This window comes from Frondihabitans cladoniiphilus (genome assembly GCF_039544345.1).
GTDB lineage: Bacteria > Actinomycetota > Actinomycetes > Actinomycetales > Microbacteriaceae > Frondihabitans > Frondihabitans cladoniiphilus.
Map to the genome: position 1 here is coordinate 382,455 of NZ_BAABLM010000003.1, position 21,505 is coordinate 403,959.

The 21,505-nt window shown below is 70.4% G+C and carries 20 protein-coding genes and 3 tRNA genes; 14 read left to right on the forward strand and 9 right to left on the reverse strand.

The window, feature by feature from the left end:
- The first annotated feature begins 64 nt into the window (after nucleotides 1-64).
- On the forward strand, nucleotides 65-556 hold the full coding sequence (locus ABEA39_RS09955; RefSeq protein ID WP_345375700.1) for an inorganic diphosphatase: 492 nt from the start codon (nucleotides 65-67) through the stop codon (nucleotides 554-556).
- Between the two features lie 130 nt (nucleotides 557-686).
- Here ABEA39_RS09955 and ABEA39_RS09960 read toward each other — a convergent pair whose 3' ends face one another.
- Nucleotides 687-2,069 (reverse strand): C40 family peptidase, encoded by a 1,383-nt coding sequence (locus ABEA39_RS09960; RefSeq protein WP_345375701.1) that lies wholly within the window; start codon nucleotides 2,067-2,069, stop codon nucleotides 687-689.
- A 31-nt stretch (nucleotides 2,070-2,100) separates the two neighbouring features.
- Nucleotides 2,101-3,462 (reverse strand): peptidoglycan DD-metalloendopeptidase family protein, encoded by a 1,362-nt coding sequence (locus tag ABEA39_RS09965; RefSeq protein WP_345375702.1) that lies wholly within the window; start codon nucleotides 3,460-3,462, stop codon nucleotides 2,101-2,103.
- A 330-nt stretch (nucleotides 3,463-3,792) separates the two neighbouring features.
- Between ABEA39_RS09965 and ABEA39_RS09970 the strand changes: the two genes are divergently transcribed.
- From ABEA39_RS09970 to ABEA39_RS09980, 3 genes are all read left to right on the forward strand, one after another.
- Nucleotides 3,793-3,865 (forward strand) — tRNA-Glu (locus tag ABEA39_RS09970).
- Nucleotides 3,866-3,919: 54 nt separating this feature from the next.
- Nucleotides 3,920-3,996: transfer RNA gene (locus tag ABEA39_RS09975), tRNA-Asp, on the forward strand.
- A 1-nt stretch (nucleotide 3,997) separates the two neighbouring features.
- Nucleotides 3,998-4,070: transfer RNA gene (locus ABEA39_RS09980), tRNA-Phe, on the forward strand.
- Nucleotides 4,071-4,376: 306 nt separating this feature from the next.
- Here the strand turns inward: ABEA39_RS09980 and rocD are convergent.
- A complete protein-coding gene (rocD, locus tag ABEA39_RS09985; protein WP_345375703.1) occupies nucleotides 4,377-5,624 on the reverse strand; it encodes an ornithine--oxo-acid transaminase in 1,248 nt (415 codons plus the stop codon).
- A gap of 2 nt (nucleotides 5,625-5,626) precedes the next feature.
- Nucleotides 5,627-6,481, reverse strand: coding sequence for a dimethylargininase (gene ddaH, locus ABEA39_RS09990; protein ID WP_345375916.1), 855 nt, complete (start codon nucleotides 6,479-6,481; stop codon nucleotides 5,627-5,629).
- A gap of 125 nt (nucleotides 6,482-6,606) precedes the next feature.
- Here ddaH and ABEA39_RS09995 point away from each other — a divergent pair, with 125 nt between their 5' ends.
- The gene (locus tag ABEA39_RS09995; protein WP_055964454.1) at nucleotides 6,607-7,044 is read left to right on the forward strand and encodes an Lrp/AsnC family transcriptional regulator; all 438 of its coding nucleotides are present in this window, start codon (nucleotides 6,607-6,609) and stop codon (nucleotides 7,042-7,044) included.
- A 436-nt stretch (nucleotides 7,045-7,480) separates the two neighbouring features.
- Here ABEA39_RS09995 and ABEA39_RS10000 read toward each other — a convergent pair whose 3' ends face one another.
- Nucleotides 7,481-11,140 (reverse strand): bifunctional proline dehydrogenase/L-glutamate gamma-semialdehyde dehydrogenase, encoded by a 3,660-nt coding sequence (locus ABEA39_RS10000; RefSeq protein WP_345375704.1) that lies wholly within the window; start codon nucleotides 11,138-11,140, stop codon nucleotides 7,481-7,483.
- A 41-nt stretch (nucleotides 11,141-11,181) separates the two neighbouring features.
- Here ABEA39_RS10000 and ABEA39_RS10005 point away from each other — a divergent pair, with 41 nt between their 5' ends.
- Nucleotides 11,182-11,643 (forward strand): MarR family winged helix-turn-helix transcriptional regulator, encoded by a 462-nt coding sequence (locus ABEA39_RS10005; RefSeq protein ID WP_345375705.1) that lies wholly within the window; start codon nucleotides 11,182-11,184, stop codon nucleotides 11,641-11,643.
- Between the two features lie 43 nt (nucleotides 11,644-11,686).
- On the opposite strand, the gene ABEA39_RS10010 is transcribed toward ABEA39_RS10005, so the two are convergent.
- The 3 genes from ABEA39_RS10010 to ABEA39_RS10020 are packed head-to-tail and all read right to left on the reverse strand — an operon-like array spanning nucleotide 11,687 to nucleotide 14,061.
- The gene (locus ABEA39_RS10010; protein WP_345375706.1) at nucleotides 11,687-12,646 is read right to left on the reverse strand and encodes a DNA-3-methyladenine glycosylase family protein; all 960 of its coding nucleotides are present in this window, start codon (nucleotides 12,644-12,646) and stop codon (nucleotides 11,687-11,689) included.
- 9 nt (nucleotides 12,647-12,655) lie between these two features.
- On the reverse strand, nucleotides 12,656-13,378 hold the full coding sequence (locus tag ABEA39_RS10015; RefSeq protein ID WP_345375707.1) for a GntR family transcriptional regulator: 723 nt from the start codon (nucleotides 13,376-13,378) through the stop codon (nucleotides 12,656-12,658).
- A 5-nt stretch (nucleotides 13,379-13,383) separates the two neighbouring features.
- Entirely contained in the window at nucleotides 13,384-14,061 is a 678-nt protein-coding gene (locus ABEA39_RS10020) for a GntR family transcriptional regulator (protein ID WP_345375708.1), read from the reverse strand.
- A gap of 127 nt (nucleotides 14,062-14,188) precedes the next feature.
- Between ABEA39_RS10020 and trhO the strand changes: the two genes are divergently transcribed.
- Entirely contained in the window at nucleotides 14,189-15,076 is an 888-nt protein-coding gene (trhO, locus tag ABEA39_RS10025) for an oxygen-dependent tRNA uridine(34) hydroxylase TrhO (protein WP_345375709.1), read from the forward strand.
- Complete coding sequence (locus ABEA39_RS10030) at nucleotides 15,073-15,561, forward strand: pyridoxamine 5'-phosphate oxidase family protein (RefSeq protein WP_345375710.1); 489 nt, start codon at nucleotides 15,073-15,075, stop codon at nucleotides 15,559-15,561. The genes trhO and ABEA39_RS10030 overlap by 4 nt, the downstream gene beginning before the upstream one ends.
- A gap of 54 nt (nucleotides 15,562-15,615) precedes the next feature.
- Here ABEA39_RS10030 and ABEA39_RS10035 read toward each other — a convergent pair whose 3' ends face one another.
- The gene (locus tag ABEA39_RS10035) at nucleotides 15,616-16,185 is read right to left on the reverse strand and encodes a DUF4190 domain-containing protein (RefSeq protein WP_345375711.1); all 570 of its coding nucleotides are present in this window, start codon (nucleotides 16,183-16,185) and stop codon (nucleotides 15,616-15,618) included.
- Between the two features lie 101 nt (nucleotides 16,186-16,286).
- On the opposite strand from ABEA39_RS10035, the gene ABEA39_RS10040 reads away from it, so the two are divergent.
- From ABEA39_RS10040 to ABEA39_RS10065, 6 genes are all read left to right on the forward strand, one after another.
- On the forward strand, nucleotides 16,287-17,312 hold the full coding sequence (locus tag ABEA39_RS10040) for a 6-phosphofructokinase (protein ID WP_345375712.1): 1,026 nt from the start codon (nucleotides 16,287-16,289) through the stop codon (nucleotides 17,310-17,312).
- Between the two features lie 83 nt (nucleotides 17,313-17,395).
- Nucleotides 17,396-18,355, forward strand: coding sequence for an MDR family oxidoreductase (locus tag ABEA39_RS10045; protein ID WP_345375713.1), 960 nt, complete (start codon nucleotides 17,396-17,398; stop codon nucleotides 18,353-18,355).
- Between the two features lie 150 nt (nucleotides 18,356-18,505).
- Complete coding sequence (locus ABEA39_RS10050; protein WP_345375714.1) at nucleotides 18,506-19,186, forward strand: GntR family transcriptional regulator; 681 nt, start codon at nucleotides 18,506-18,508, stop codon at nucleotides 19,184-19,186.
- Nucleotides 19,187-19,230: 44 nt separating this feature from the next.
- On the forward strand, nucleotides 19,231-19,911 hold the full coding sequence (locus tag ABEA39_RS10055; RefSeq protein WP_345375715.1) for a GntR family transcriptional regulator: 681 nt from the start codon (nucleotides 19,231-19,233) through the stop codon (nucleotides 19,909-19,911).
- Nucleotides 19,912-19,974: 63 nt separating this feature from the next.
- Complete coding sequence (locus ABEA39_RS10060) at nucleotides 19,975-20,667, forward strand: GntR family transcriptional regulator (protein ID WP_345375716.1); 693 nt, start codon at nucleotides 19,975-19,977, stop codon at nucleotides 20,665-20,667.
- Nucleotides 20,664-21,470 (forward strand): ABC transporter ATP-binding protein, encoded by an 807-nt coding sequence (locus ABEA39_RS10065; protein WP_345375717.1) that lies wholly within the window; start codon nucleotides 20,664-20,666, stop codon nucleotides 21,468-21,470. The genes ABEA39_RS10060 and ABEA39_RS10065 overlap by 4 nt, the downstream gene beginning before the upstream one ends.
- Nucleotides 21,471-21,505: the final 35 nt, after the last annotated feature.

The following is a 21,505-nucleotide window of genomic DNA, read 5'->3' on the forward strand; positions in this document are numbered from 1 at the left end:
ACGTTAATCGAGCTGTGCGCCAGACGAGCGCACCCATCCGCGCCACACACCAAGGAGCACACCTATGACTGCGTACGACGTCGTCGTCGAGATCCCCAAGGGGAGCCGCAACAAGTACGAGGTCGACCACGAGACGGGGCGCGTCTACCTCGACCGCGTGCTCTTCACCTCGTTCGTCTACCCCACCGACTACGGCTACTTCGAGAACACGCTCGGCCTCGACGGCGACCCCGTCGATGCGCTCGTGCTGCTCGAGTACCCGGTGTTCCCGGGCGTCGGCGTCTCGGTCCGCCCCGTCGGCGTCTTCAAGATGGAAGACGAGGCCGGCTCCGACGCCAAGGTGCTCGTCGTCCCCGCGAAAGACCCTCGTTGGGCCCACATCCAAGACATCGGCGACGTCTCGGAGCAGACCAAGTCCGAGATCGCGCACTTCTTCGAGCGCTACAAAGACCTCGAGCCCAACAAGTGGGTCAAGGCCGAGGGCTGGGGTGACGCGGCCGAGGCCGAGGCCATCGTCCAGGCCGGCTTCACCAAGCTGGAGGAGGAGGGCCACTAGGCCTCTCCGTCACCTCGTCACGCAGGCGGGCACCTTCGGGTGCCCGCCTTCGTGCGTCCGGGGCCGTGCGTCGGGCCTCGCGGGTCCGGAGCCGCGAGAGCGCGGGATGCACGACCTCGCGTTCAGCCGATCAGCCGACCGGTCGCCCCGCCGCGTAGAGCTGCGTGTAGCGGATCGCCGTGATTCGGACGTTCACGCCCGGCTTCGGCGCCTCGACCATCAGGCCGCCGCCGAGGTACATGGCGTCGTGGTACATGCTGTTGGCCGCGGAATCGTAGTAGAAGAGGATGTCGCCGGCCTTGATCGAGGACAGCGAGACGATCTTGCCGCGAGCGTTCAGGTAGTTGTACTGAGCCCGGACGTCGTGCGAGCCGATGGCCACGCCGGCCGCCGAGTACGACGCCATCATCAGCCCGGAGCAGTCGTAGGCGGACGGCCCCGCCGCCCCGAGCGAGTAGGGCTTGCCGACCTGGGCCTTGGCGTACGCGATCGCGGTGTTCACCGCAGCCGACGACGCGGGCGGCGTGACGACCGGCGGGGTCGTGACGGGCGGCGTCGTGACCGGAGGCTTCGTGACGGGCGGGGCGACCACCGGCGGGGCGACCGGGGTGGTCGTCTTCGTGGGTGCCGGGGCCGGGGCGGACGACGTGGTGGGCGTCGCGGCGCCGCCGCTGCTCGCCGTGCCGCCCGTCGATCCCGCCCCCGCGACGGGAGTGGTGCGCCCGCCCGCCGTGCTGACGGTCGGAGCCTTCGCGGCGTCTTTCGCTGCAGCCACACCGGCGTAGTACTGGGCCTCGACGTCGGCCGAGGTGCCCTTCAGATAGGCGATCTGGGAGTAGAGCTGCGTGGCGTTCGCCTGCTGGGCGGCGACGGCGTTCTCGGAAGCGGAAGCGAGGGTGTTCGCCTGCTTGAGCGCTGCGGACGCCGCCTGCGTCTTCTGGGTGAGCGCGCCCTGCGCCGCGGCCGCCTGATCGTGCAGCGACGAGACCGCGTTCGCGTCCTGGCGCGCCTGGCGGAGGAGACTCGTGGTCCGGCCGGTGAGGTGGCTCATCGCGCCGAGCTGGTAGAGCAGGTCGTCGGCCTTCTTCGAGCCGGAGAGCATCGAGACGGTGAGGTCGCCGCCGCCCGTCCGCGACAGTTGGGCGACGAGCTGGCCGACCTCCTGCTGCGACTGCCTGGCCTTCAGGTTCGCGGCGGTCGTGGCGTCGGCCAGCTCGTCGACGGAGGCCTTCGCCGCCTGCTCGGCCGTGACCGCCTCGGAGTACTTCTCACCGGCGATCAGCGCGGCCGTGCCGGTCTTCGTCGCCTGGTCTTGAAGCCCGGTGATCGACGCGTTGAGCTGGTCGACCGTCTTCTGGGTCGCAGCCTCGGACGACTTGGCCGCCTGCACGTCGGCCCACGAGGGGAAGGAGGCCGCCTGCGCGGGAGCGGCGGTGGCCACCGTGCCGGTGGTCACGCCGGCGGCGACGGCGAGGACGAGGAGCACACCCAGGGTGCGACGCCGGGGCGTCACAGGAGGATCGTTTCGGGTGTGCGGTTCGTCACTACAGAGTCACTCCTCGGGCGGCCATGAAGGGGACGGCGTTCTGCGCGACGCCGCCGACGCGCGTCTCGAAGTGGAGGTGGCACCCGGTCGACCATCCGGTCGAGCCGACCTGAGCGATGACCTGGCCGGCCGAGACGGTCTGGCCGACGGAGACGTGGATTCCGCCGTTGACGATGTGGCCGTACCCGGTGTTGATGTTGTCGCCGTTGTCGAGCAGCACGAAGTTGCCGTAGCCGCCGTAGGGGCCCGCGTAGATGACGGTGCCGGAGTGCGCCGCGTAGATGTTCGAGCCGCAGGAGGCGCCGAGGTCGGTACCGGCGTGCAGCGCCGCGATGTGCGTGTACGGGTCGATGCGCTGACCGAACCCGCTGGTGATGGAGCCGCCCGCCGGACGGGTCCATCCCTGCGCGTTGGCCACGCCCGTGGCGCCGGTGGCGCGAGCCTGCGCGGCGGCGGCGGCCTGGGCGGCGGCGGCCGCTGCGGCAGCCGCGGCGGCTCGGGCCACGACGCCGTCGTTCCACTGCTGCTCGGTGAGCACCGTCTGCGTCTGCAGGGAGACCAGCTGCGCGTTGAGGCGATCGGCGTTGGCGCTCTGCGCGTCGACGGCGGCCTGGGCTGCCGTCGTGGCCTGCTCGGCTGCGACGAGGGCCGCCTGCGCCTTGGCGGCGAGATCGGCCAGAGCCCTGGCCGCGACCTTGGCCTGGTCGGTGAGCGACTGGGCGACCCCGCGCTTCTGAACGGCCTCGGCGTAGATGCCGTTCGCCTGCTGGGTCAGCTTCTGCGCCGCTCCGAGCTTGTAAAGGAGGTTGCTGGCCTTGCCCGGGTCGGCGAGGAGGTCGGTGCTGATCGTGGACGTGCCCGACCGGCTCAACTGCGCGGCGAGGAGGCCCGCCCGGTTCTCGCTGGCGTTCGCCACCTTGTCGGCGTCGTCGGCCTGAGCCTGGAGCTTCGCCATGACGGCCTGCTGCGTGTCGTAGGCGGTCTGCGCCTTCTGGAGGTCGTCGCCGCGGGCGTCCGCCTCCTGCTGCTTTGCAGTGACGTCGGCCTGCAGCTGCGTGATCAGGGTCTGGATGTTCGAGACCTCGGCAGCCTTCGCGTTCTCGTTCGCGACGGCGTTCTGCACGTCGGACCAGCTCGGGTACGTGGGATCGGCCTGGGCAGCGGGAGCCCCGACCAGGACGCTGCTTGCCGCGACGGCGCCTGCGACGAGGAGGGAGAGCCCGACCCGGCGACGTGCCGAGACCCGCGCCGGGCGCGGCGAACGCTCCGAGCGTCGCGAGACACCGGAGGCGATCGCCGTGGCGGGCGCAGTCCGGTCGGTGCGGAGGAAGAAGGTCATCGAATCCCGAATCGTCGTCACGGCATGACCGGATGGCTGGTCACACTGTTAACACGAGCAACAGTAGCAACGCACCTCGACCAGCCCAAGGGTCGTGGACACTGGGCTGAGGCGATGGTTCCGGTCGGAGACCCTCGGTTGAAAGTCTCAAGAACAGGTTGAAACTAACTTCTACCGGGGATTCCTCCGGTGCATGAGCTCGGAGTGGCGACCTTGTGAAGAACTCTCGTGTCACCCCAACTGGGGAGAACAGGACGCCCGGCCAGAGGCGCGAACGGCCCGATTTTGATTTTCACGTCCTGGGTCCGTATGCTTATCCCTCGGTTGCTGTGACGCCCTCAAAGCTCTCACGGCCCCATCGTTTAGTGGCCTAGGACACCGCCCTTTCACGGCGGCAGCACGGGTTCGAATCCCGTTGGGGTCACAAGCGTTTGTGGTGCAGATTCTGGGTCACGAAGGTTTTACAGCAACAAAGTTTGGCCCTGTAGCGCAGTTGGTTAGCGCGCCGCCCTGTCACGGCGGAGGTCGCCGGTTCAAGTCCGGTCAGGGTCGCCATGGCTGGGTAGCTCAGTTGGTAGAGCGTTCGACTGAAAATCGAAAGGTCCGCGGATCGATGCCGCGTCCAGCCACCCTTACACGCTTCCCCCGAAGGGCCCGCCGAGTCGGCGGGCCCTTCGTCGTTCGGGCGAGCGACACCCGGGCGCCCTGAGGAGCCGGCGGGATGCATCCCCCGCTCTCGCTCGTGCCCCCTGGTCGGACCGCTCTCGAATTCGACAAGCACGGCGGGATGCACGGGCCGCAGCGCGAACGCAGAAGCGGGTGGCCGACCGTACTCGACCACCCGCCGCCCGGCGAACCCTCACGCCAGGAGTGCACCCTGCGTGCACCTCCAATGCTACAGGCATGAGGCATATAACACCTAATACGCGAGGAGCTCAGACCTCGAGCGCCCCCGACGACAGCTCGACGAGAGACGCCCGCAATTGCTCGACCAGGGCGTCGAGTTCGGCCTCGGTGATCACGATCGGCGGTGCGAGCCGGATGGTGGAGCCGTGGGTGTCCTTCGCGAGCACCCCTCGGCGCATCAGCGCCTCGCAGACCTCGCGGCCGGTGCCGATGGCGGGGTCGATGTCGATCCCCATCCAGAGGCCGGCGCCTCGGACGGCCACGATGCCGGCGCCCGAAGCCTGCAGGTCGTCGAGAGCCAGGCGGAGGCGAGCCCCGAGCAGCGAGGCGCGTTTCTGGAAGTCGCCGGTCGCGAGCATCCTCACGACCTCGAGCCCGACTGCGGCGGCGAGCGGATTCCCCCCGAACGTGGAGCCGTGTTCACCCGGGCGCAGGACGCCCAGCACCGCACGGTCGCCGACGACCGCGCTGACCGGCACGATGCCGCCGCCGAGCGCCTTGCCGAGCAGGTAGAGGTCGGGCACGACGCCGACGAGGTCGCAACTGACCGTGGCGCCGGTGCGGCCGAGACCGGACTGGATCTCGTCCGCGATCATCAGGACGTTCCGGTCGAGGGTCAGCCGCCGCACGAACGGGAGGTAGGACGCGGGCGGCACGACGACGCCGGCCTCGCCCTGGATGGGCTCGAGCAGCACGGCGACGGTGTCGTCGTCGATGGCCGCAGCGAGTGCCTCCTCGTCGCCGTAGGGCACCGAGACGAAGCCGGGCGTGTACGGACCGAAGTCGGCTCGAGCCTCGGGGTCGTTCGAGAAGCTGATGATCGTCGTCGTACGACCGTGGAAGTTGCCGTCCATCACGACGATCTTGGCTCGGTCGCTCGGCACGCCCTTCACCCGGTAGCCCCAGGCGCGGGCGACCTTGATCGCCGACTCGACCGCCTCGGCCCCGGTGTTCATCGGCAGCACCATCTCTTTGCCGAGCAGGCCGGCGAGCTCGCGCGCGAACGGCCCCAGGACGTCGTTGTGGAACGCCCGGCTGGTGAGGGTGACGCGGTCGAGCTGGTCGCGAGCCGCCTGGACGAGACGGGGATGCCCGTGCCCGAAGTTGACGGCCGAGTACGCCGCCAGGCAGTCCAGGTAGCGGGTGCCCTCGACGTCGGTCACCCAGGCGCCGTCCGCGGTCGCCACGACGACGGGCAGCGGGTGGTAGTTGTGCGCGAGCGCCTCGTCTTCGACCGCGATGGCCGCGTCGGTGGCGTCGTGGGTCGAGAGCGCCATCGTCAGCGCCGCAGCTCGAGGGTGCAGCACTTGACGCCGCCGCCGCCGAGCAGCAGCTCGGAGAGGTCGACGCCGATGGGGTTGTAGCCGCGCTCGCGCAGCTGCGCCTCGAAGCCCTTCGCCTTGGCGGCTATGACGACGTTGTAGCCGTCCGAATAGGAGTTGAGGCCGAGGATGGCTGCGTCCTCTTCGCTGACGAGGATGGCATCCGGGTAGCGCTGACGCAGGATCGCCAGCGACGGCTCGTCGAAGGCGCTCTCGAGGTAGGCGATGTTGTTGCTGCCGTCGGTGGTCTCCGGGTCGAGCACGGCGATCGCGGTGTCGAGGTGGTAGAAGCTCGGGTTGATCAGGTTCAGCGTGATCACCTCGCGGCCGAAGATCGACGAAAGCTCGGCGTGCGACGTGGTGTCGGTGCGGAAGCCCGTGCCGGCGAGGATCACGTCGCCGACGAGGAGGAAGTCCCCCTCGCCCTCGTTGACCTCGACGGGCACGGACACGTCGTAGCCGTTGGCGGCGAACCAGTCCATGTACGCCGGGCCCTCGGGCTGGCGCTCGGGGTAGGTGAAGTTGGCGCCGTAGGCCTTGCCGTCGAGGACGAAGCCGCCGTTGGCGGAGTACACCATGTCGGGCAGTCCGGCGATGGGGTCGATCAGGTGCACGTCGAAGCCGAGACCCACATAGGTGTCGTAGAGGGTCTGCCACTGCTGGACGGCGACGGAGGTGTCGGTGGGATTCTCCGGATTCATCCACGGGTTGATGCGGTAGCTCACCGTGAAGAAGTCGGGCTTGCACATCAGGATCGTGCGGTGGGAGGCCTGACGAGTCGGCGCGGGCGTGGTCGAGGGGTCGGTTGCGATGCTCACACGACCAAGCCTGACACGGAATCCGCGCATCTCGACGGCTTGATGCGCACTTTTCCTGCACAGGAATTGCTTCAGCGCAAAGATATGTCAAAACGGTCTCGATGCCATAAAGTCGGCGAGTGGACAATCTGGACTTCAGCATCATCGACCTCCTCCGCCAGAACGCTCGGGCGGGCTACGGCGACATCGGCGCCGTGGTGGGGCTCAGCGCCTCGGCCGTCAAGCGGCGCGTCGACCGGATGGTCGGCGACGGAGTGATCCGCGGGTTCACGGTGCAGGTGGATCCCGCCGTCGACGGCCTGGCCACGGAGGCGTACGTCGAGCTGTTCTGCCGCGGCACCGTCTCGCCGGCCGAACTGCAGCGCATCCTGTCGACCGTGCCCGAGGTCGTCGACGCCGGCACCGTGACGGGCAGCGCCGACGCGATCGTGCACATGCGGTCGCGCGACATCCCGTCGCTCGAGGGTGCCCTGGAGCGGGTGCGCAACGCTCCGAACGTGGACCACACCCGCAGTGCGATCGTCCTGTCGAAGCTGATCAACCGGCAGCCGGCGTAGGGGTCGGGGCCGCGCATCCCCCGTCTCTCGGGTTTCTCGGGGGCGGGGTTTCGGGGGCGGGTTCTCGGGGCGGCGGCGGCGGCGTCGCGGCGACTCCAGAACACGCCGCTCATGTTCGGCGGAACGGGTCGCTTCTGGAGTCGACCGCGGGCCTCGGGGTGGGCGACTCCAGAACACGCCGCTCACGTTCAGAGCTGAGCGGCGTGTTCTGGAGTCGAGCGGAGCACCCGACCGCCAGCCGGCAGCCGGCGTAGGGGTCGGGGTCGCGCATCCCCCGTCTCTCGGGGTCGGAGCATGGCGGGCCATACGTCGCGCGGACTACGAGACGCGCCGCGGCGGGTTGCGGCGTCCGTCCTACGTTGCGCGGCGGCGCGCACAACCTCGACACCCGCACCCGCACCCGCACCCGCACCCGCAGCCACGGGAGCAGCAGCAGCTACACCCGCAGCGCGCTCAACTCCGCCACGCGGTTGCCGAAGCGGTGCGCCGTCATCGACACCGACTGCTCGTGGAGGAACGGCAGCAGTTCGAGGTACCCCGACTCGGTGACCTGGCCAGCGTGGATCGCGACGTCCGGGCTGCCCCCGACGGCCTCGGCCAGCGCGACGGCGGCCCGTGAACCGGTGCCGGCATCGCTGAGCAGGCGGATGCGCAGGCCCCGGTAGACGGACGGCCCGGGCCCGTCGAGCCGGGTCAGCGGGTCGGCGGCGAGCAGCGCCTGCCTGTCGAGAGCGACGGTGTTGTCGAGGCCGAGCTGGATCAGGCCGCTGTCGAGCGTGGCCCGTTCGATGAGCGCGAGGTCGTCGACCGGCGTCGGCGTGATCTCGCCCTGCAGCACTCCGGCTGCGGCACGGGCCAGCCAGAGCCCCTCGTTCTCGACGGTGATGTCGTCGACCCGCACGGGGCTGCCCGATGCCCGGACCAGTTCGAGGAGAGCGGCCGGCAGGGGAACGGCGGTGCTGATGGCGATCGGCGCTCCGGCTCGAGAGGCCGCGCAGACGACGCGCACGAGGTCGGCCATGCTGCCGCTCGTCGCCAGCCGGATGAACACGGGATGCGGCAGATAGCGGAACACGTTGCGCTCGACGCCGAGGTCGGAGACGTCGGTCGAGGAGGAGAAGAGCTGTTCCCAGGCGCGCTGGTCGCTCACGCCGGAGGCCCGGACGAAGTCGAACTCGGCGAAGGAGAGGACGGACCGCGTGGCCTCGATGATGCGGACGGTCGACTCGGCCACGCCGTCGAGCTTGAGCGACGCCACGGGCTCGCGCACCGGGCGCTTCCACTCGCCGAGCGACGCGACGTAGTTCGGGCCGCCGGCCTTGGTGCCGGTGCCGACCGTGGACCGCTTCCAGCCGCCGAAGGGCTGCCGACGGACGACGGCCCCTGTCGTGGTCCGGTTGACGTAGAGGTTGCCCGCCTGGACGGAGCCCAGCCACTGCGAGACCTCGCGGACGTCGAGCGCATGCAGCCCGGCGGTCAGACCGTAGTCGACTGCGTTCTGCCACTCGATCGCCTGCTCGAGCGTCTCGGCGTGCATGACGCCGAGCACCGGCCCGAAGTACTCGGTCAGGTGGAACTCGCTGCCCGGCCTCACGCCGTCGCGGATGCCCGGCGACCACAGCACATCGGTCTCGTCGAGCGGGGCCGGCTTGAGCCACCAGCTCTCGCCGTCACCCAGCGAGCGGAGGCCGCGCTCCAGTTTGCCGGTCGGTGGGTCGATCAGCGGGCCCATGCGGGTGGTCGCCACGTCGGGATACCCGACCCGGATGCTCGAGGTCGCGTCGATCAGTTGGCGCCGGAACCGCTCGCTGCGCCCGACCGAGCCGACGACGATCACGAGGCTCGCGGCCGAGCACTTCTGACCGGCGTGCCCGAACGCGCTGGCGACGATGTCGGCGACCGCGAGGTCGAGGTCGGCGGAGGGCGTGACGACGATCGCGTTCTTGCCGCTGGTCTCGGCGTTGAGCGGGAGATCGGTGCGCCAGGAGCGGAACAGGGCGGCGGTGTCGTAGGAGCCGGTGAGGACGACCCGGTCGACGGCGGGATGCGCGATGAGGTCGCGCCCGAGCGCCTCTTCGTCGAGGTCGACGAGGGCCAGCAGGGAGCGGGGAACCCCGGCCTTCCACAGGATCTCGGCGACGACGGCCGCGGATCGGTGGGCCTGCGGCGCCGGTTTGAGGATCACGCCGCTGCCCACGGCCAGCGCGCCGAGGATTCCGCCGACGGGGATCGAGACCGGGAAGTTCCACGGCGGGGCGACGACCGTCAGCCGGGGCGACTCGAGCACGGCCCCCTCGACGTGGTCGAGGGCCCGCGCCTGCTCGGCGTAGTAGTGGGCGAAGTCGATGGCCTCGCTGACCTCCGGGTCGCCTTCGGCCAGGGTCTTGCCGGTCTCGCTGGCCATGACCTCGATCAGGTCGGCGCGGTTCGCGGCGAGCGCCTGCCCGACGAGGTCGAGGAGCTCGGCCCGGGTGGCGCCGTCCTCGCGCCCCCACGTGACGCCGGCCGCGGTGACGCCTGCCACGATCTCCTCCAGGCGGCCGCGGTCGTCGACCCAGGCCTCGTCGATCGTGTCGACTCCGAGCCGCGAGGTGGCGGTGCGTCGGAGGACCTGCCGCGCCCAGGCCCGGTTCGCCTCGAGCGACGGGTCGGTGTCGGGGGCGTTCCGGAACTCGAACGAGGTGTCGAGGTCGAACCCTCGCGAGCGGTCCTGCGTGCGACGGGGCCGCGGGGTGTCCAGCCCGGACGCGTCGGCGGACTCGAGCGCTTCGAGACTGGCCAGGAAGCGGTCGCGCTCGCGCTCGAAGACGACCGGGTCGGTGCCGAGGTCGAAGGCGCCCGACAGGAAGTTCTCCGGGCTCGCATTCTCTTCGAGGCGCCGCACCAGATAGCTGATGGCCGAATCGAACTCCCGGGGATGCACGACCGGCGTGTAGAGGAGCAGCCCGCCGACCTCCTTGCTCACCGCTCGGGCCTGTGCCGTCGCCATTCCGAGCAGCATCTCGAAGTCGACCCGCGTCGTGATCTTGTACTTCTTGGCCAGGTTCCAGGCGTAGGCGATGTCGAAGAGGTTGTGCCCCGCGACGCCGATCTTGACGACGGCGATGTTGTCGGGCGTGAGCGCGAAGCGGACCATGCGCTTGTAGTTGGTGTCGGTCTCGACCTTCGACGACCAGGTCGCCAGCGGCCAGCCGTGGACCGTGGCATCCACCCGTTCCATCGCGAGGTTGGCGCCCTTGACGATGCGGATCTTGATCGGCGCGCCACCGCGGTTGACTCGCGCGCGCGACCACTCGCTGAGCAGCTGCAGTGCGCCGAAGGCGTCGGGCAGGTAGGCCTGCAGCACGATCCCGGCCTCGAGGGTCAGGAACTCGGGGCGATCGAGGATGCGCGTGAAGACGTCGATCGTCAGGTCGAGATCGTGGTACTCCTCCATGTCGAGGTTGATGAACTTCGTCGACGTGGCGGACTTCGCCAGGCGGTACAGCGGCAGCAGTCGCTCGACGAGGCGGTCGCTCGTCTCCTCGAACGCCCAGAGCGCGATCTGGCTGGCGACGGCGCTGGCCTTGACCGACACGTAGTCGACGTCGTCGCGAGCGAGCAGCTCGCGCGTCAGTTCGAGACGACGGTCGGACTCGGCCTCGCCCAGCACGGCCTCGCCGAGCAGGTTGATGTTGAGCCGGGCGCCGCCCTCGCGCAGCTTGGCCAGGCTCGCGCCGAGCTTCTTCGGGGTGGCGTCGACGATGAGGTGCTCGACCATGTGCCGGAGGGCGCGTCGGGCCAGCGGGACGATCGCGGCCGGGGCCCCCGAGGCGAGTCCGCCACCGGTCGTGACGGCGGCGCGGAGGTACCAGGGCAGGAACTTGGGAACGTCGTGGCTCAGCTCTTCGAGGCTGCGTGCGGCGACGTGCAGGTCTTCGGGGCGGACCACCCGGTCGACGAAGCCGAGGGTGAAGTCGAGCCCCTCGGGATCGCGCAGAACACCGGCCAGACGCTGGGCGGCGGGGTCGACGCGGGTGTCGGCGGAAGCCGCCAACCACCGCTTCACGGTCTCGACGGTCTCCTGGGCGAGATCAGCGGGGCGCACGTCGGACATGCATCGAGGATAAGCCGCGCGACCCTCCGTACACTGGGCGAATGGCCGAGCAGCTCACGGAAGACGACTGGGTCGTCTGGGATGCCTTCTACGCGATGCGCCGGCGCCTCGACCGGGCTCTCGAGGTCCGTCTGCAGAGCGACAGCGGCGTCTCCGCGCCCGAATACGAGATCCTCGCCGGCCTCGGGCGATCGAGCGACCGCCGTCTCCGGGTCCGCGACATCGCCGAGCAGATCGGCTGGGAGAAGAGCCGCGTCAGCCACCAGGTCACCCGCATGGAGAAGCGCGGTCTCGTCCGCCGCAGCGACTGCGACTCCGACGGCCGCGGCACCTGGGTCGAGCTGAGCGTCGAGGGTCGCCGAGCGATGCTCGAGGCGAGCCGAGGCCACAACGCCGCGATCAAGAGGTACTTCGTCGACGTGCTCGGCGAGGACGCCCCCGAGCTGCACGAGTTCGCCCTCCGCGTGGTGGCCGCGATCCGCGAGGACGCGTCGGCCGACTGAACGTCCGCTTCGCAGCGAGACGGTGGGATGCGCCTCCCGCCCTCTAATGGAAGCGGTGGTCTTGGATCGTCATCCGCGGCCCGAACCGGGGCTTCGAGAAGCCGCTGCCCGTGATGAGGCGCATGACCCTCTCGCGATTGCCGCGCCAGGGCTCGAGGAGTTCGAGCATGCCGTCGTCGTCGACCGGCTTGCCGATCAGAGCCCAGCCGACCAGCGCCGGGAGGTGGTAGTCGCCGACGCTCGGGGAGTCGGCGTCGCCGTGGGCTCGCTGGCTGGTCTCGGCGGCCGTCCAGACCCCGACGCCGACGATCGAGCGCAGGCGCCTCTGGATCTCGTCTCCGCCCCGGCCGAGTTCGAGCGTGCGCTCGAGGCCGGCTGCCACGGCGCACACCCGCATGATGGTCGCCGACCGCTGCGGGCCGACGCCCGCGCGGTGCCACTCCCAGCTCGGGATCCGCTTCCAGGTGGCGGCGTCGGGCGGCACGACGAGCCCCTCGGGCGCCGGCCCGGGAGCCGGCTCGCCGTGAGCACGCACGAGCTGACGCCAGGCCCGCCAGGCCTCCGTGCTCGTGACCTTCTGCTCGAGGATCGCGGGGACGAGCATCTGCACGACCTGGTTGGTGCGGGTCAGCCGCAGGCCGGGCAGACGCCGCAGGGCGTTGGCGAGGAACGCGTTGCGGGAGACGTCGAGGGTGGACCAGTCGTCGCCATGCCCGAGGAGCTCGGGGACGCCCGCGACGATCCACTCGGCGCCGGGGCCCCAGGCCGTGGCCTCGACGCGCGACCCGCCGGGGACGAGGCGGAGGGTCGCGGCACCGTGCGGGGTGCGGACCGCGCGCCAGACGGTCTCGCCGACGATGCGGTAGGTCGGGTCGCCGCTGCCCCGGCTCAGCACGCGGAGGGTCTGCCGAACGTTCACCGGCACGGCCGGGGCGTAGATGGTCGTGACGACCGGGACCGGCACCGAGGCGGCAGCAGCAGCGAGGCGATCGGTCACGGACATGCCACCAGGCTAAGCGGGACCCCCGACGACGACGATTCGACGCGTGAGGAACTCGGTGATCTCGCGGGCCGCCGATTCTCCGTCGCGGTCGCTCGCCGCGTCGAGCAGAGCCGTGGCGAAGGAGGCGACGGCCCCCGCCTCGACCGGGACCGGCAGCGCTCGGAGGAAGAAGACGAGACGCATCTCGACCTCGCGGAGCACGGAGACCAGGATCGGGTTGCCCGAGCGCTCCGCGAAGAATCCGACGACCGAGTCGATCGCCCGCAGGTCGTCGTCGCCCCACCAGCCGCCGGCGTTCGGCCCGCTGCTGTCGGCGTTCGGCCCGCTGCCGTGGGCCTGTGGGGAGGCGGTCGTCGACGCGGGACGGGTCAGACGGGCGACGCGACGGGAGAGTTCGAGGAGGTCGCTCTCGGTCCGCTCGGGAGCGCGCGTCCGAGCCGCCGTCGCCGTGAGTGTCGCGTAGACGGCCAGGGCGTCGGCGAGGCACGCGTGGGTCGGTAGGGCCACTCGGGTGAAGCGGTTCGGCTCCATCTCGACGAGGCCGACTTCGGACAGACGCTCGAGGGCCGTGCGGATCGGCGTTCGCGAGACCCCGAGCCAGACGATCAGCTCCTCGTCGTGGAGACGCTCGCCGGCCGCGAGAGTGCCGTCGAGGATCGCCGTCAGGATCCGTCGCCGGACACCGTCGCTCAGCAGTTCGCGCCCCGCCTTGGCGCGCCCGCTCTCCGGCACGGGGTTCACCGTGCACCCCGGCCTGCAGGGAGGAAGAAGGCGCCGTTCTCCATCCGCGAGAACACGGCTGCCGCCCGAGCCTCGTCGCGATCGGCGACGGCCGCCGCGAGGTCGTCGAAGACGCACGCCAGGAGGCCACCGTCGAGCAGGAGCCCCTGCTTGGAGGCCTGGAATCGGAGCGACACCCCGAGCTTGACCACCATCTCGGCGAGAAGTCGGTTGCCGGAGTGCTCGCTGAAGAAGAACAGGGCGTGCCGGATCTCTTCGACGAGCCCCGTCGCGTCGGCACCCTCGTGTGATCGACAGATGGCGGACGCCTTCGCCAGACGAGCCCTGCTGTCGGCGACCTGGTCGTCGGTGAGCCGGGTCACCGAGAGCTGGACGGCCAGGCGCCAGAGAGCGCACATGACGTCGGTGGCCTGGGGGATGCGCCTCGGAGTCACCTCCGCCACCCGGGTGTAGCGGTTGGGACGGCTCTCGACGAGGCGCAGCTCTTCGAGGCGGTCGATGGCGAGGCGGATCGGAGTGCGGGAGACCCCGAACCACTCTTGCAGGTCGACGTCGCGGATGCGTTCGCCGGGGAGGAGGGTGCCGTCGAGAATGGCGTCGAGGAGGCGGTCGAAGACCTCGTCTTTGCGCAGCCGACGACGGATGCCGCTCGGGGTGCTGATCGGTACGGGCATCGGTCCTCCGTGATCGGTGTATCCGATTTACAACGTTACATATGAAACACTAGACCACTCTGTCGACCTGTGGGGGATCCCGACACTCCGTCGTCGACCGAGGCGCCGACGACCTAGAATTCCGAAAATGGCCACCCCGAAGATCCTTCTGTTCTATGTCTTCACGCCCCTGGCCGATCCCGAGGCGATCCGGCTGTGGCAGCGCGACCTGTGCGAGTCCCTCGGGCTGCGGGGGCGCATCCTCCTGTCCCGTGACGGTCTCAACGGAACGGTCGGCGGCGACCTGCCGGACGTGAAGCGCTACCTGCGCAAGACGCGCGAGTACTCGCCGTTCCGGGGGATGGACGTGAAGTGGAGCGAGGGGCACGGCGACGACTTCCCCCGCCTCAGCGTCAAGGTGCGCGACGAGATCGTGAGCTTCGGCGCCCCCGGCGAGCTGCGCGTCGACGAGAGCGGCGTCGTGGGCGGCGGCACCCGCCTGACGCCCGACGAGCTGCACGCCCTGGTCGCGGAGAAGGAGGTCACGTTCTTCGACGGCCGCAACGAGTTCGAGTCGCGGATCGGACGCTTCGACGGGGCGGTCGTGCCCGCCGTGTCGAACACGCGCGAGTTCGTGGCCGAGCTCGACTCCGGCCGCTACGACCATCTGAAAGATCAGCCCGTCGTCACCTACTGCACCGGCGGGGTCCGCTGCGAGGTCCTGTCGTCCCTGATGGTCGATCGGGGGTTCCGCGAGGTGTACCAGCTCGACGGCGGGATCGTGCGCTACGGCGAGCGCTTCGGCGACGACGGACTCTGGAGCGGGTCGCTGGCGGTCTTCGACGGGCGCGAGCACGTCGAGTTCAGCGACCACGCGGCGGTGATCGGCACCTGCGTCGTCTGCCAGGGCCCGACCTCCGACCTGCAGAACTGCGCCGACGCCTCCTGCCGCGAGCGCCTGGTCGTCTGCCAGGACTGCGCCTCCGCGTCTCCCCTGTGCGACGCGCACGGGGCGGGCGTAGCGTCCCGGGCATGACTGCAACCACGGAAGAGATCAAGACCGTCGCCGACGTGCTCGACAAGGCGCGCATCGGCCTGCTGACCACCCTCGACGAGCAGGGCCACCTCGTGAGCCGCCCGCTCGCGCTGGTCGACCGAGACTTCGACGGGTCCGTGTGGTTCTTCGTCCGGAAGGACAGCCACAAGGTGCACGACATCGAGAACGAGCCGCAGGTGAACGTCGGCGTCGAGACCTCGAAGGGCTGGCTGTCGATCTCCGGCACGGCCTCGCTGACCACCGACTCGGCGAAGATCGACGAACTCTGGAACACCGGAGCCGAGGCCTGGTTCGACCAGGGTCGTGACGACCCGGCCGTCGCCCTCCTCGAGGTGGACGCCCACTCGGTGGAGTCGTGGACCAGCACGGAGCCGAAGGCGGTCACCCTGCTCAAGTACGCGAAGGCCGCTGCCACCGGCGGTCACCCGACCAACGTCGGCGACAACGCCACGATCTCCCTCTGACCACGGAGCGCACGCTCGCGAGTCGCCGCGCCTTGCGCCGCGCGAGCGTGCGGCTCAGCGGCAGGTGACCTGCGTGCCCGACTGGGTGAGATAGCTGCCGGGCCCGACGACCGAGCACTGGTTCGCCAGCGAGATCTCGTAGCGAGCGTAGGAGACGGAGACTCCGGCGACGACGGCCATGCTCGCGAGGGACACGACGATGGCCGCGATGCCCCAGCCGCCGACTCGGCCGTCCCGGCGCGACGAACGGACCGACAGGATGCCCACGACGAGCCCCACGACGCCGATGAAGATGCCGATCACGAAGCCCACGATCCCGCTCGTGCGACCGGGGTCGGGCTCGTCGGGGGCCCAGTCGTAGTCGGGTTCGTCGTACAGCGGTACACCCGAGGGCTGCCCCGCGCCCGAGCCGAGCACGTCGGCGAAGAGCGGCTGGATGCTCGGCGGAGCGGGCAGGACGACGGGCGGTGCAGGCGGGACGACGGGCGATGCCAGCGGGACGACGGGCGGTGGCGCAGACCGGTCGCCCTGCAGGGGAGGCGGCGGCCCGACCGGCCCGGCCGGGGTCGAGGCGCCCCGACGGAACCGCGCGAGGGCGGGATCGTTCTCGGAGGGCGTCGACATGTCCCTCGATCCTAAAGCGCCGGTGGGCCATGATGGACCCGTGCGGTGAGGCTCGGAGAAGCCGACCTCGACGACCGCGGACGTGCAACGGAGTACCTGCCATGCGAATCGGCCTTCTCACGAGTGGCGGGGACTGCCCCGGTCTGAACGCGGTCATCCGCGGAGCCGTCCTGAAGGGCTCCACCATCCACGGCCAGGACTTCGTCGGCTTCCGCGACGGGTGGCGCGGAGTGGTCGAGGACGACGTGGTCCCGCTCACGCGCAAGGAGATCCAGGGCATCGCCAAGCAGGGCGGCACGATCCTCGGCACGAGCCGCACCAACCCCTTCGAGGGCAACGGCGGGGTCGACCGCATCCGCTCGAACATGGAACGGCGCGGCATCGACGCCCTGATCGCCATCGGCGGCGAGGGCACGTTGGCCGCGGCGAAGCGACTGACCGACGCGGGCATCAAGATCGTCGGGGTTCCCAAGACCGTCGACAACGACCTCGGCGCGACCGACTACACCTTCGGCTTCGACACGGCCGTGCAGATCGCCACCGACGCCATGGACCGCCTGCGCACCACCGGCGACTCGCACAGCCGCTGCATGGTGGCCGAGGTCATGGGCCGCCACGTCGGCTGGATCGCCCTGCAGTCGGGCATGGCCGCCGGCGCCCACGCCATCCTCATCCCCGAGCAGGCCACGAGCCTCGAGCAGCTCGCCGCCTGGGTGCGCGGCGCCTACGACCGAGGCCGGGCCCCCCTCGTCGTCGTCGCCGAGGGCTTCGTTCTCGACCACGAGAACGACCCGCACTCCGAGCGCGGCCTCGACGCGTTCGGCCGCCCCCGCCTCGGCGGCATCGGCGAACGCCTCGCTCCCCTGATCGAAGAGCTCACCGGCATCGAGACCCGGGCCACCACCCTCGGCCACATCCAGCGCGGCGGCACGCCCACCTCGTACGACCGCGTCCTCGCCACCCGCTTCGGCATGGCGGCGAGCGACTCGGTCGTCGAGGGCAACTGGGGGCGCATGGTCGCCCTCCGCGGCACGGACATCGTGCACGTGTCGTTCGAGGAGGCTCTGTCGTCGCTCAAGACCGTGCCGCAGAACCGGTACGACGAGGCGGCGATCCTGTTCGGCTGAGCCGGGCGTCGGCTGGGGCATCCCCCGCTCTCGGCCTTTCGCCTTTCGCCTTTCGTGCGGGGCGACGGGCGTACGGTGTCGGCATGAGCCGTGCCGTCGTCGTGTCTGAGAATTCCCCCGCCGCCCTGCAGGAGGTCGACGACGACCTGCTGAGGATGCACGGCTCGCCCTCCGACGTCGCCGTCGACGTGGAGTGGTCGAGCGTCAACTACAAGGACGGCATGGCGCTGACCGGCAACCGGGGCGTCGCGCGGGTCAGCCCGCTGATCCCCGGGATCGACATCGTCGGCAGCCTCGAGTCGGGCGAATCGGTCGTGCTCAACGGCGCGGGTTCGGGCGAGACCCGTCAGGGCGGCTACTCGGATCGGGCGTTCGTCGATCCGCGCTCGCTGGTCACCCTGCCCGAGCAGATCTCGCCCCGGAGAGCCGCGGCCATCGGCACCGCGGGCTTCACGGCCATGCTCAGCGTGCTGCGCCTCGAACGCGACGTGCCGGTGGATGCGGGGCCCGTCCTGGTCACCGGCTCCGCCGGGGGTGTGGGCTCGGTCGCCATCGCCATCCTCTCCCGTCTCGGCTACGAGGTCACGGCCTCCACCGGCCGTCTCGAGCAGGAGGGCTACCTTCGCTCGCTCGGAGCCGCGCAGGTCATCGACCGCGCCGAGCTGAGCGAGCCCGGCAAGCCGATGCAGCGTCCGCGCTGGGCCGGCGCGATCGACTCGGTCGGCAGCGCCACGCTCGCGAACGTCCTCGCTCAGACGAACTGGGGCGGCACGGTGACGGCCTGCGGCCTCGCCCAGGGAGCCGATCTGCCCACGTCGGTCATGCCCTTCATCCTGCGCGGCGTGACCCTCGCCGGCGTGAATTCGGTGGATGCACCGCTCCCCCTCCGCGAAGAAGCCTGGGCCCGGCTGGCCACCGACCTCGACCTCGACCTGCTCGACTCCCTGACGGAAGAGGTGGCTCTCGCCGACGTGATCGACCTGGCGCAGCCGATCCTCGACGGGAAGGTGCGCGGACGCGTGGTCGTCGACGTGCGCGACTGAGGAGTGCCGCCGAGAGTGGCACGACACCCGTCGGCCAGGCCGTGGCCGAGCGTCTCTCGACACGGAACTCGCAGGACGACTCGACAACCAAGCGCAGCGTATTCTAAAGTCTGAGATACCCGATACATTCCTGTGCATAGAAGGTTAGGCATGCCCGTACCCACCGGCCCCGACAACCCGGCGCCCCGGCGCCTGCTTCGCGACGTCGTCTTCGAGAAGATGATCGCGGCCATCCAGGACGGCACCCTGCAGGCCGGCGAGCGCCTGAACGACGACGAGCTGGTGGCCTGGCTCGGGGTCTCGCGCACGCCCATCCGCGAGGCGATCGCCAAGCTCGTCGACTACGGCTTGGTCGAGATGGAGGCGAACCGCTACACGCGCATCGTGCAGCCCACCTTCGAGCGGTACCAGCACGCGGTCCAGATGCTCGGCGGGTTCCACGAGCTCAGCGCCCGCTGGGCCTTCCCCCGCTTCACCGACAAAGACGTCAAGGAGTACGGCAAGCTCGCCGACGCGGCGCTCAAGCTGCTCCGTGCCGAAGACCCCAAGGCCGTCGCCGCCATCAGCGCCATCACGACGTTCACGCTCGAGCGCACCGGCAACCCCCTGCTGCCGCAGCTCGAGGCCACGCTGAACGCGCGCGTCGTCTTCATGCTGCACGCGGCCCTCGGCCAGCTCCAGTGGGCCGACACGATCGAGTACGTCACCGGCCTCAAGGCCGCCGCCGAGAGCCGCGACCCGGCCGCCGTGATCCCCGCCTTCGAGGCGTTCCAGCGGGCGACCGAGCACCACCTCGCCCAGGTGCACGCGGCCGGCAGCATCCCCGACTGACCCTCTCCTCTCCGAATACCCGTACGGCCCGAAAGCAGGAAGCCATGCCCGTCCCCCGCATAGCGAAAGAAGACCAGACTCCGCGCCGTCTTCTCCGCGACGTCGTCTTCGACAAGATGCTCGCCGCCATCGGCGACGGGACTCTCGAACTCGGGGAGCGACTGAACGACGACGAACTCGTCACCTGGCTCGGCGTCTCCCGCACCCCGGTCCGAGAGGCCATGGCCAAGCTCGCCGACTACGGCCTGGTCGACATCGAAGCCAACCGGTACACGCGAGTCATCAAGCCGACTCTCGCCGAAGCGGCCGACACGCTCCTGACGGCAGCGGAATTCCTCGGCCTCGTCGCCGAGCGGGCCATCCAGGTGATGAGCGACGACCAGGCGGACGCCTTCGTCGCGCAGGCCGACGAGGTGCTGGCCGCATTCGACCGCCACGACGCCGACTTCGGGATCCGTCTCGGGGCCCTTCTCGACGCGTTGACCACGGCCACCGACAGCCCGGCGTTGCAGCGCATGTCCGAGACGCTCACCGCTCGAGCCGCCCTCATCACCCGCATCACGCAGGAGGCGAACGAGTGGGCAGAAGGGCGCCTCGTGCCCGAGAAGCTCCGCGACGCCGTCGCGTCCCGCGACCCCCAGGCCGCTTGGGCGGTCGTGCCCGGCCCCGAGTTCCTGACACGCTGGAGCGAGCGCGTCAGCGGGCTCGATCTGTTCTCGGCCTGATCAGACCCCGCCCCCCACCCCCGTCCTCGTTCTCGTTCTCGATCCGGAAGGCCCGCATCCCGCATGCCCGTTCCCGTTCCCGCCGCCACCCCCGCACCCCGTCGCCTCCTCCGCGACGTCGTCTTCGACAAGATGCTCGCCGCCATCGGCGACGGCACCCTCGAACTCGGCGAACGCCTCAACGACGACGAACTCGTCACCTGGCTCGGCGTCTCCCGCACCCCGGTCCGCGAAGCCATCGCGAAGCTGGCCGACTACGGCCTCGTCGACATCGAAGCCAACCGGTATACCCGCGTCATCAATCCGACGATCGACGAGTTCGCCGACACGACCCGGACCGCATTCGGCGTCTGGGGCCTGGTCGCCGCGCGCGGCATCCCCCTGCTCACGGATGCCCAGGCGAAGACCTTCGCGACGACGCTCGCCAAAGTCGGCCGGGCCGCCGATGGCACGCTGAAGCAGGGTTCGATCGCGGGATTCGCGGCCGCGCTCGACATCCTCGTCGAAGCCTCGGGCAGCACGAGCCTCGCCCGTCTGGTCCAGACCGTCAGCGACCGCGCCGTGCTCCTGTTCGGTCTCGCCAGCGAGAAGGTGACGTTCTCCGTGGCCGCAGCCCTCGTGCCCGCACTCACCGACGCGGGGGCGGCCCGGGACGGCGAAGCGGGCTTCCGCGCCTTCCGCGAGGCCATCGCCGGCATGGGCGACTACGTCGGCAAGGTCGGCGAGGCCGGGATCTTCCTCCCCTCCGCGCAGTGACCACGGAGTCGGGGGCGACGACGTCCCCGGTGCTCGAGCTCGACGACGTCCGCGTCACTCGGCAGGGCCGCGACCTCCTGGCGCACATCGACCTGACGGTGCGGGCCGGAGAGCACTGGGCGCTCATCGGGCCGAACGGCGCCGGCAAGACGACCATGCTGACGATGTGCGGCGCGCTCGGGCACCCGACCGCCGGCACGGTCACGGTGCTCGGCAAGCGGCTCGGGCGAGTGGATCTCCGGGACCTCCGCACCCACATCGGGCACGTGGATCCCCGTCACCGCATGCTCGGCGACAACACCGTGCTCGAGGTGGTGCTGACCGGCCTCACCGGGACGAGCGACACCGTGCCCCGCTGGGAAGCGACGTCCGACGAGGTGGCCGAGGCGACGACTCTGGCCGGCTCGGTCGGACTGGCGGCGCGGCTGGACGGACGCTGGAGCACCCTCAGCCAGGGCGAGCGCGGACGGGCCCTGATCGCGCGGGCGCTCATCGCCTCCCCCGCGCTGCTGCTACTCGACGAGCCGGCGACGGGGCTCGACGTGGCCGCGCGCGAGAACCTGCTCGAGACCGTCGACGCGCTGAGGATCGCGCATCCCACGATCGCCTCGGTGACGGTCACGCACCACCTCGAAGACCTGCCGGCCTCGACCACGCACGCCATGCTGCTGCGCGACGGCGGCATCGTGGCGGCGGGCCGTGCCGACGACGTGCTGACGAGCGAGCTGGTGTCGGGGGCATTCGACTTCCCTCTGGCGATCACACGCGACGACGGTCGCTGGCAGGCGCGGCGGGCGCACTGACGCGCTGACGCGCTGACGCGCTGACGCGCTCGGCA

Coding starts and splice junctions, on each gene's coding strand:
- ABEA39_RS09955 (WP_345375700.1), top strand. CDS start 65: ATGACTGCGTACGACGTCGTCGTCGAGATCCCCAAGGGGAGCCGCAAC.
- ABEA39_RS10030 (WP_345375710.1), top strand. CDS start 15,073: ATGACTGCAACCACGGAAGAGATCAAGACCGTCGCCGACGTGCTCGAC.
- ABEA39_RS10035 (WP_345375711.1), bottom strand. CDS start 16,185: ATGTCGACGCCCTCCGAGAACGATCCCGCCCTCGCGCGGTTCCGTCGG.
- ABEA39_RS10060 (WP_345375716.1), top strand. CDS start 19,975: ATGCCCGTTCCCGTTCCCGCCGCCACCCCCGCACCCCGTCGCCTCCTC.
- ABEA39_RS10020 (WP_345375708.1), bottom strand. CDS start 14,061: ATGCCCGTACCGATCAGCACCCCGAGCGGCATCCGTCGTCGGCTGCGC.
- ABEA39_RS10055 (WP_345375715.1), top strand. CDS start 19,231: ATGCCCGTCCCCCGCATAGCGAAAGAAGACCAGACTCCGCGCCGTCTT.
- ABEA39_RS10040 (WP_345375712.1), top strand. CDS start 16,287: ATGCGAATCGGCCTTCTCACGAGTGGCGGGGACTGCCCCGGTCTGAAC.
- ABEA39_RS10045 (WP_345375713.1), top strand. CDS start 17,396: ATGAGCCGTGCCGTCGTCGTGTCTGAGAATTCCCCCGCCGCCCTGCAG.
- trhO (WP_345375709.1), top strand. CDS start 14,189: ATGGCCACCCCGAAGATCCTTCTGTTCTATGTCTTCACGCCCCTGGCC.
- ABEA39_RS10005 (WP_345375705.1), top strand. CDS start 11,182: ATGGCCGAGCAGCTCACGGAAGACGACTGGGTCGTCTGGGATGCCTTC.
- rocD (WP_345375703.1), bottom strand. CDS start 5,624: ATGGCGCTCTCGACCCACGACGCCACCGACGCGGCCATCGCGGTCGAA.
- ABEA39_RS10050 (WP_345375714.1), top strand. CDS start 18,506: ATGCCCGTACCCACCGGCCCCGACAACCCGGCGCCCCGGCGCCTGCTT.
- ABEA39_RS10010 (WP_345375706.1), bottom strand. CDS start 12,646: ATGTCCGTGACCGATCGCCTCGCTGCTGCTGCCGCCTCGGTGCCGGTC.
- ABEA39_RS10000 (WP_345375704.1), bottom strand. CDS start 11,140: ATGTCCGACGTGCGCCCCGCTGATCTCGCCCAGGAGACCGTCGAGACC.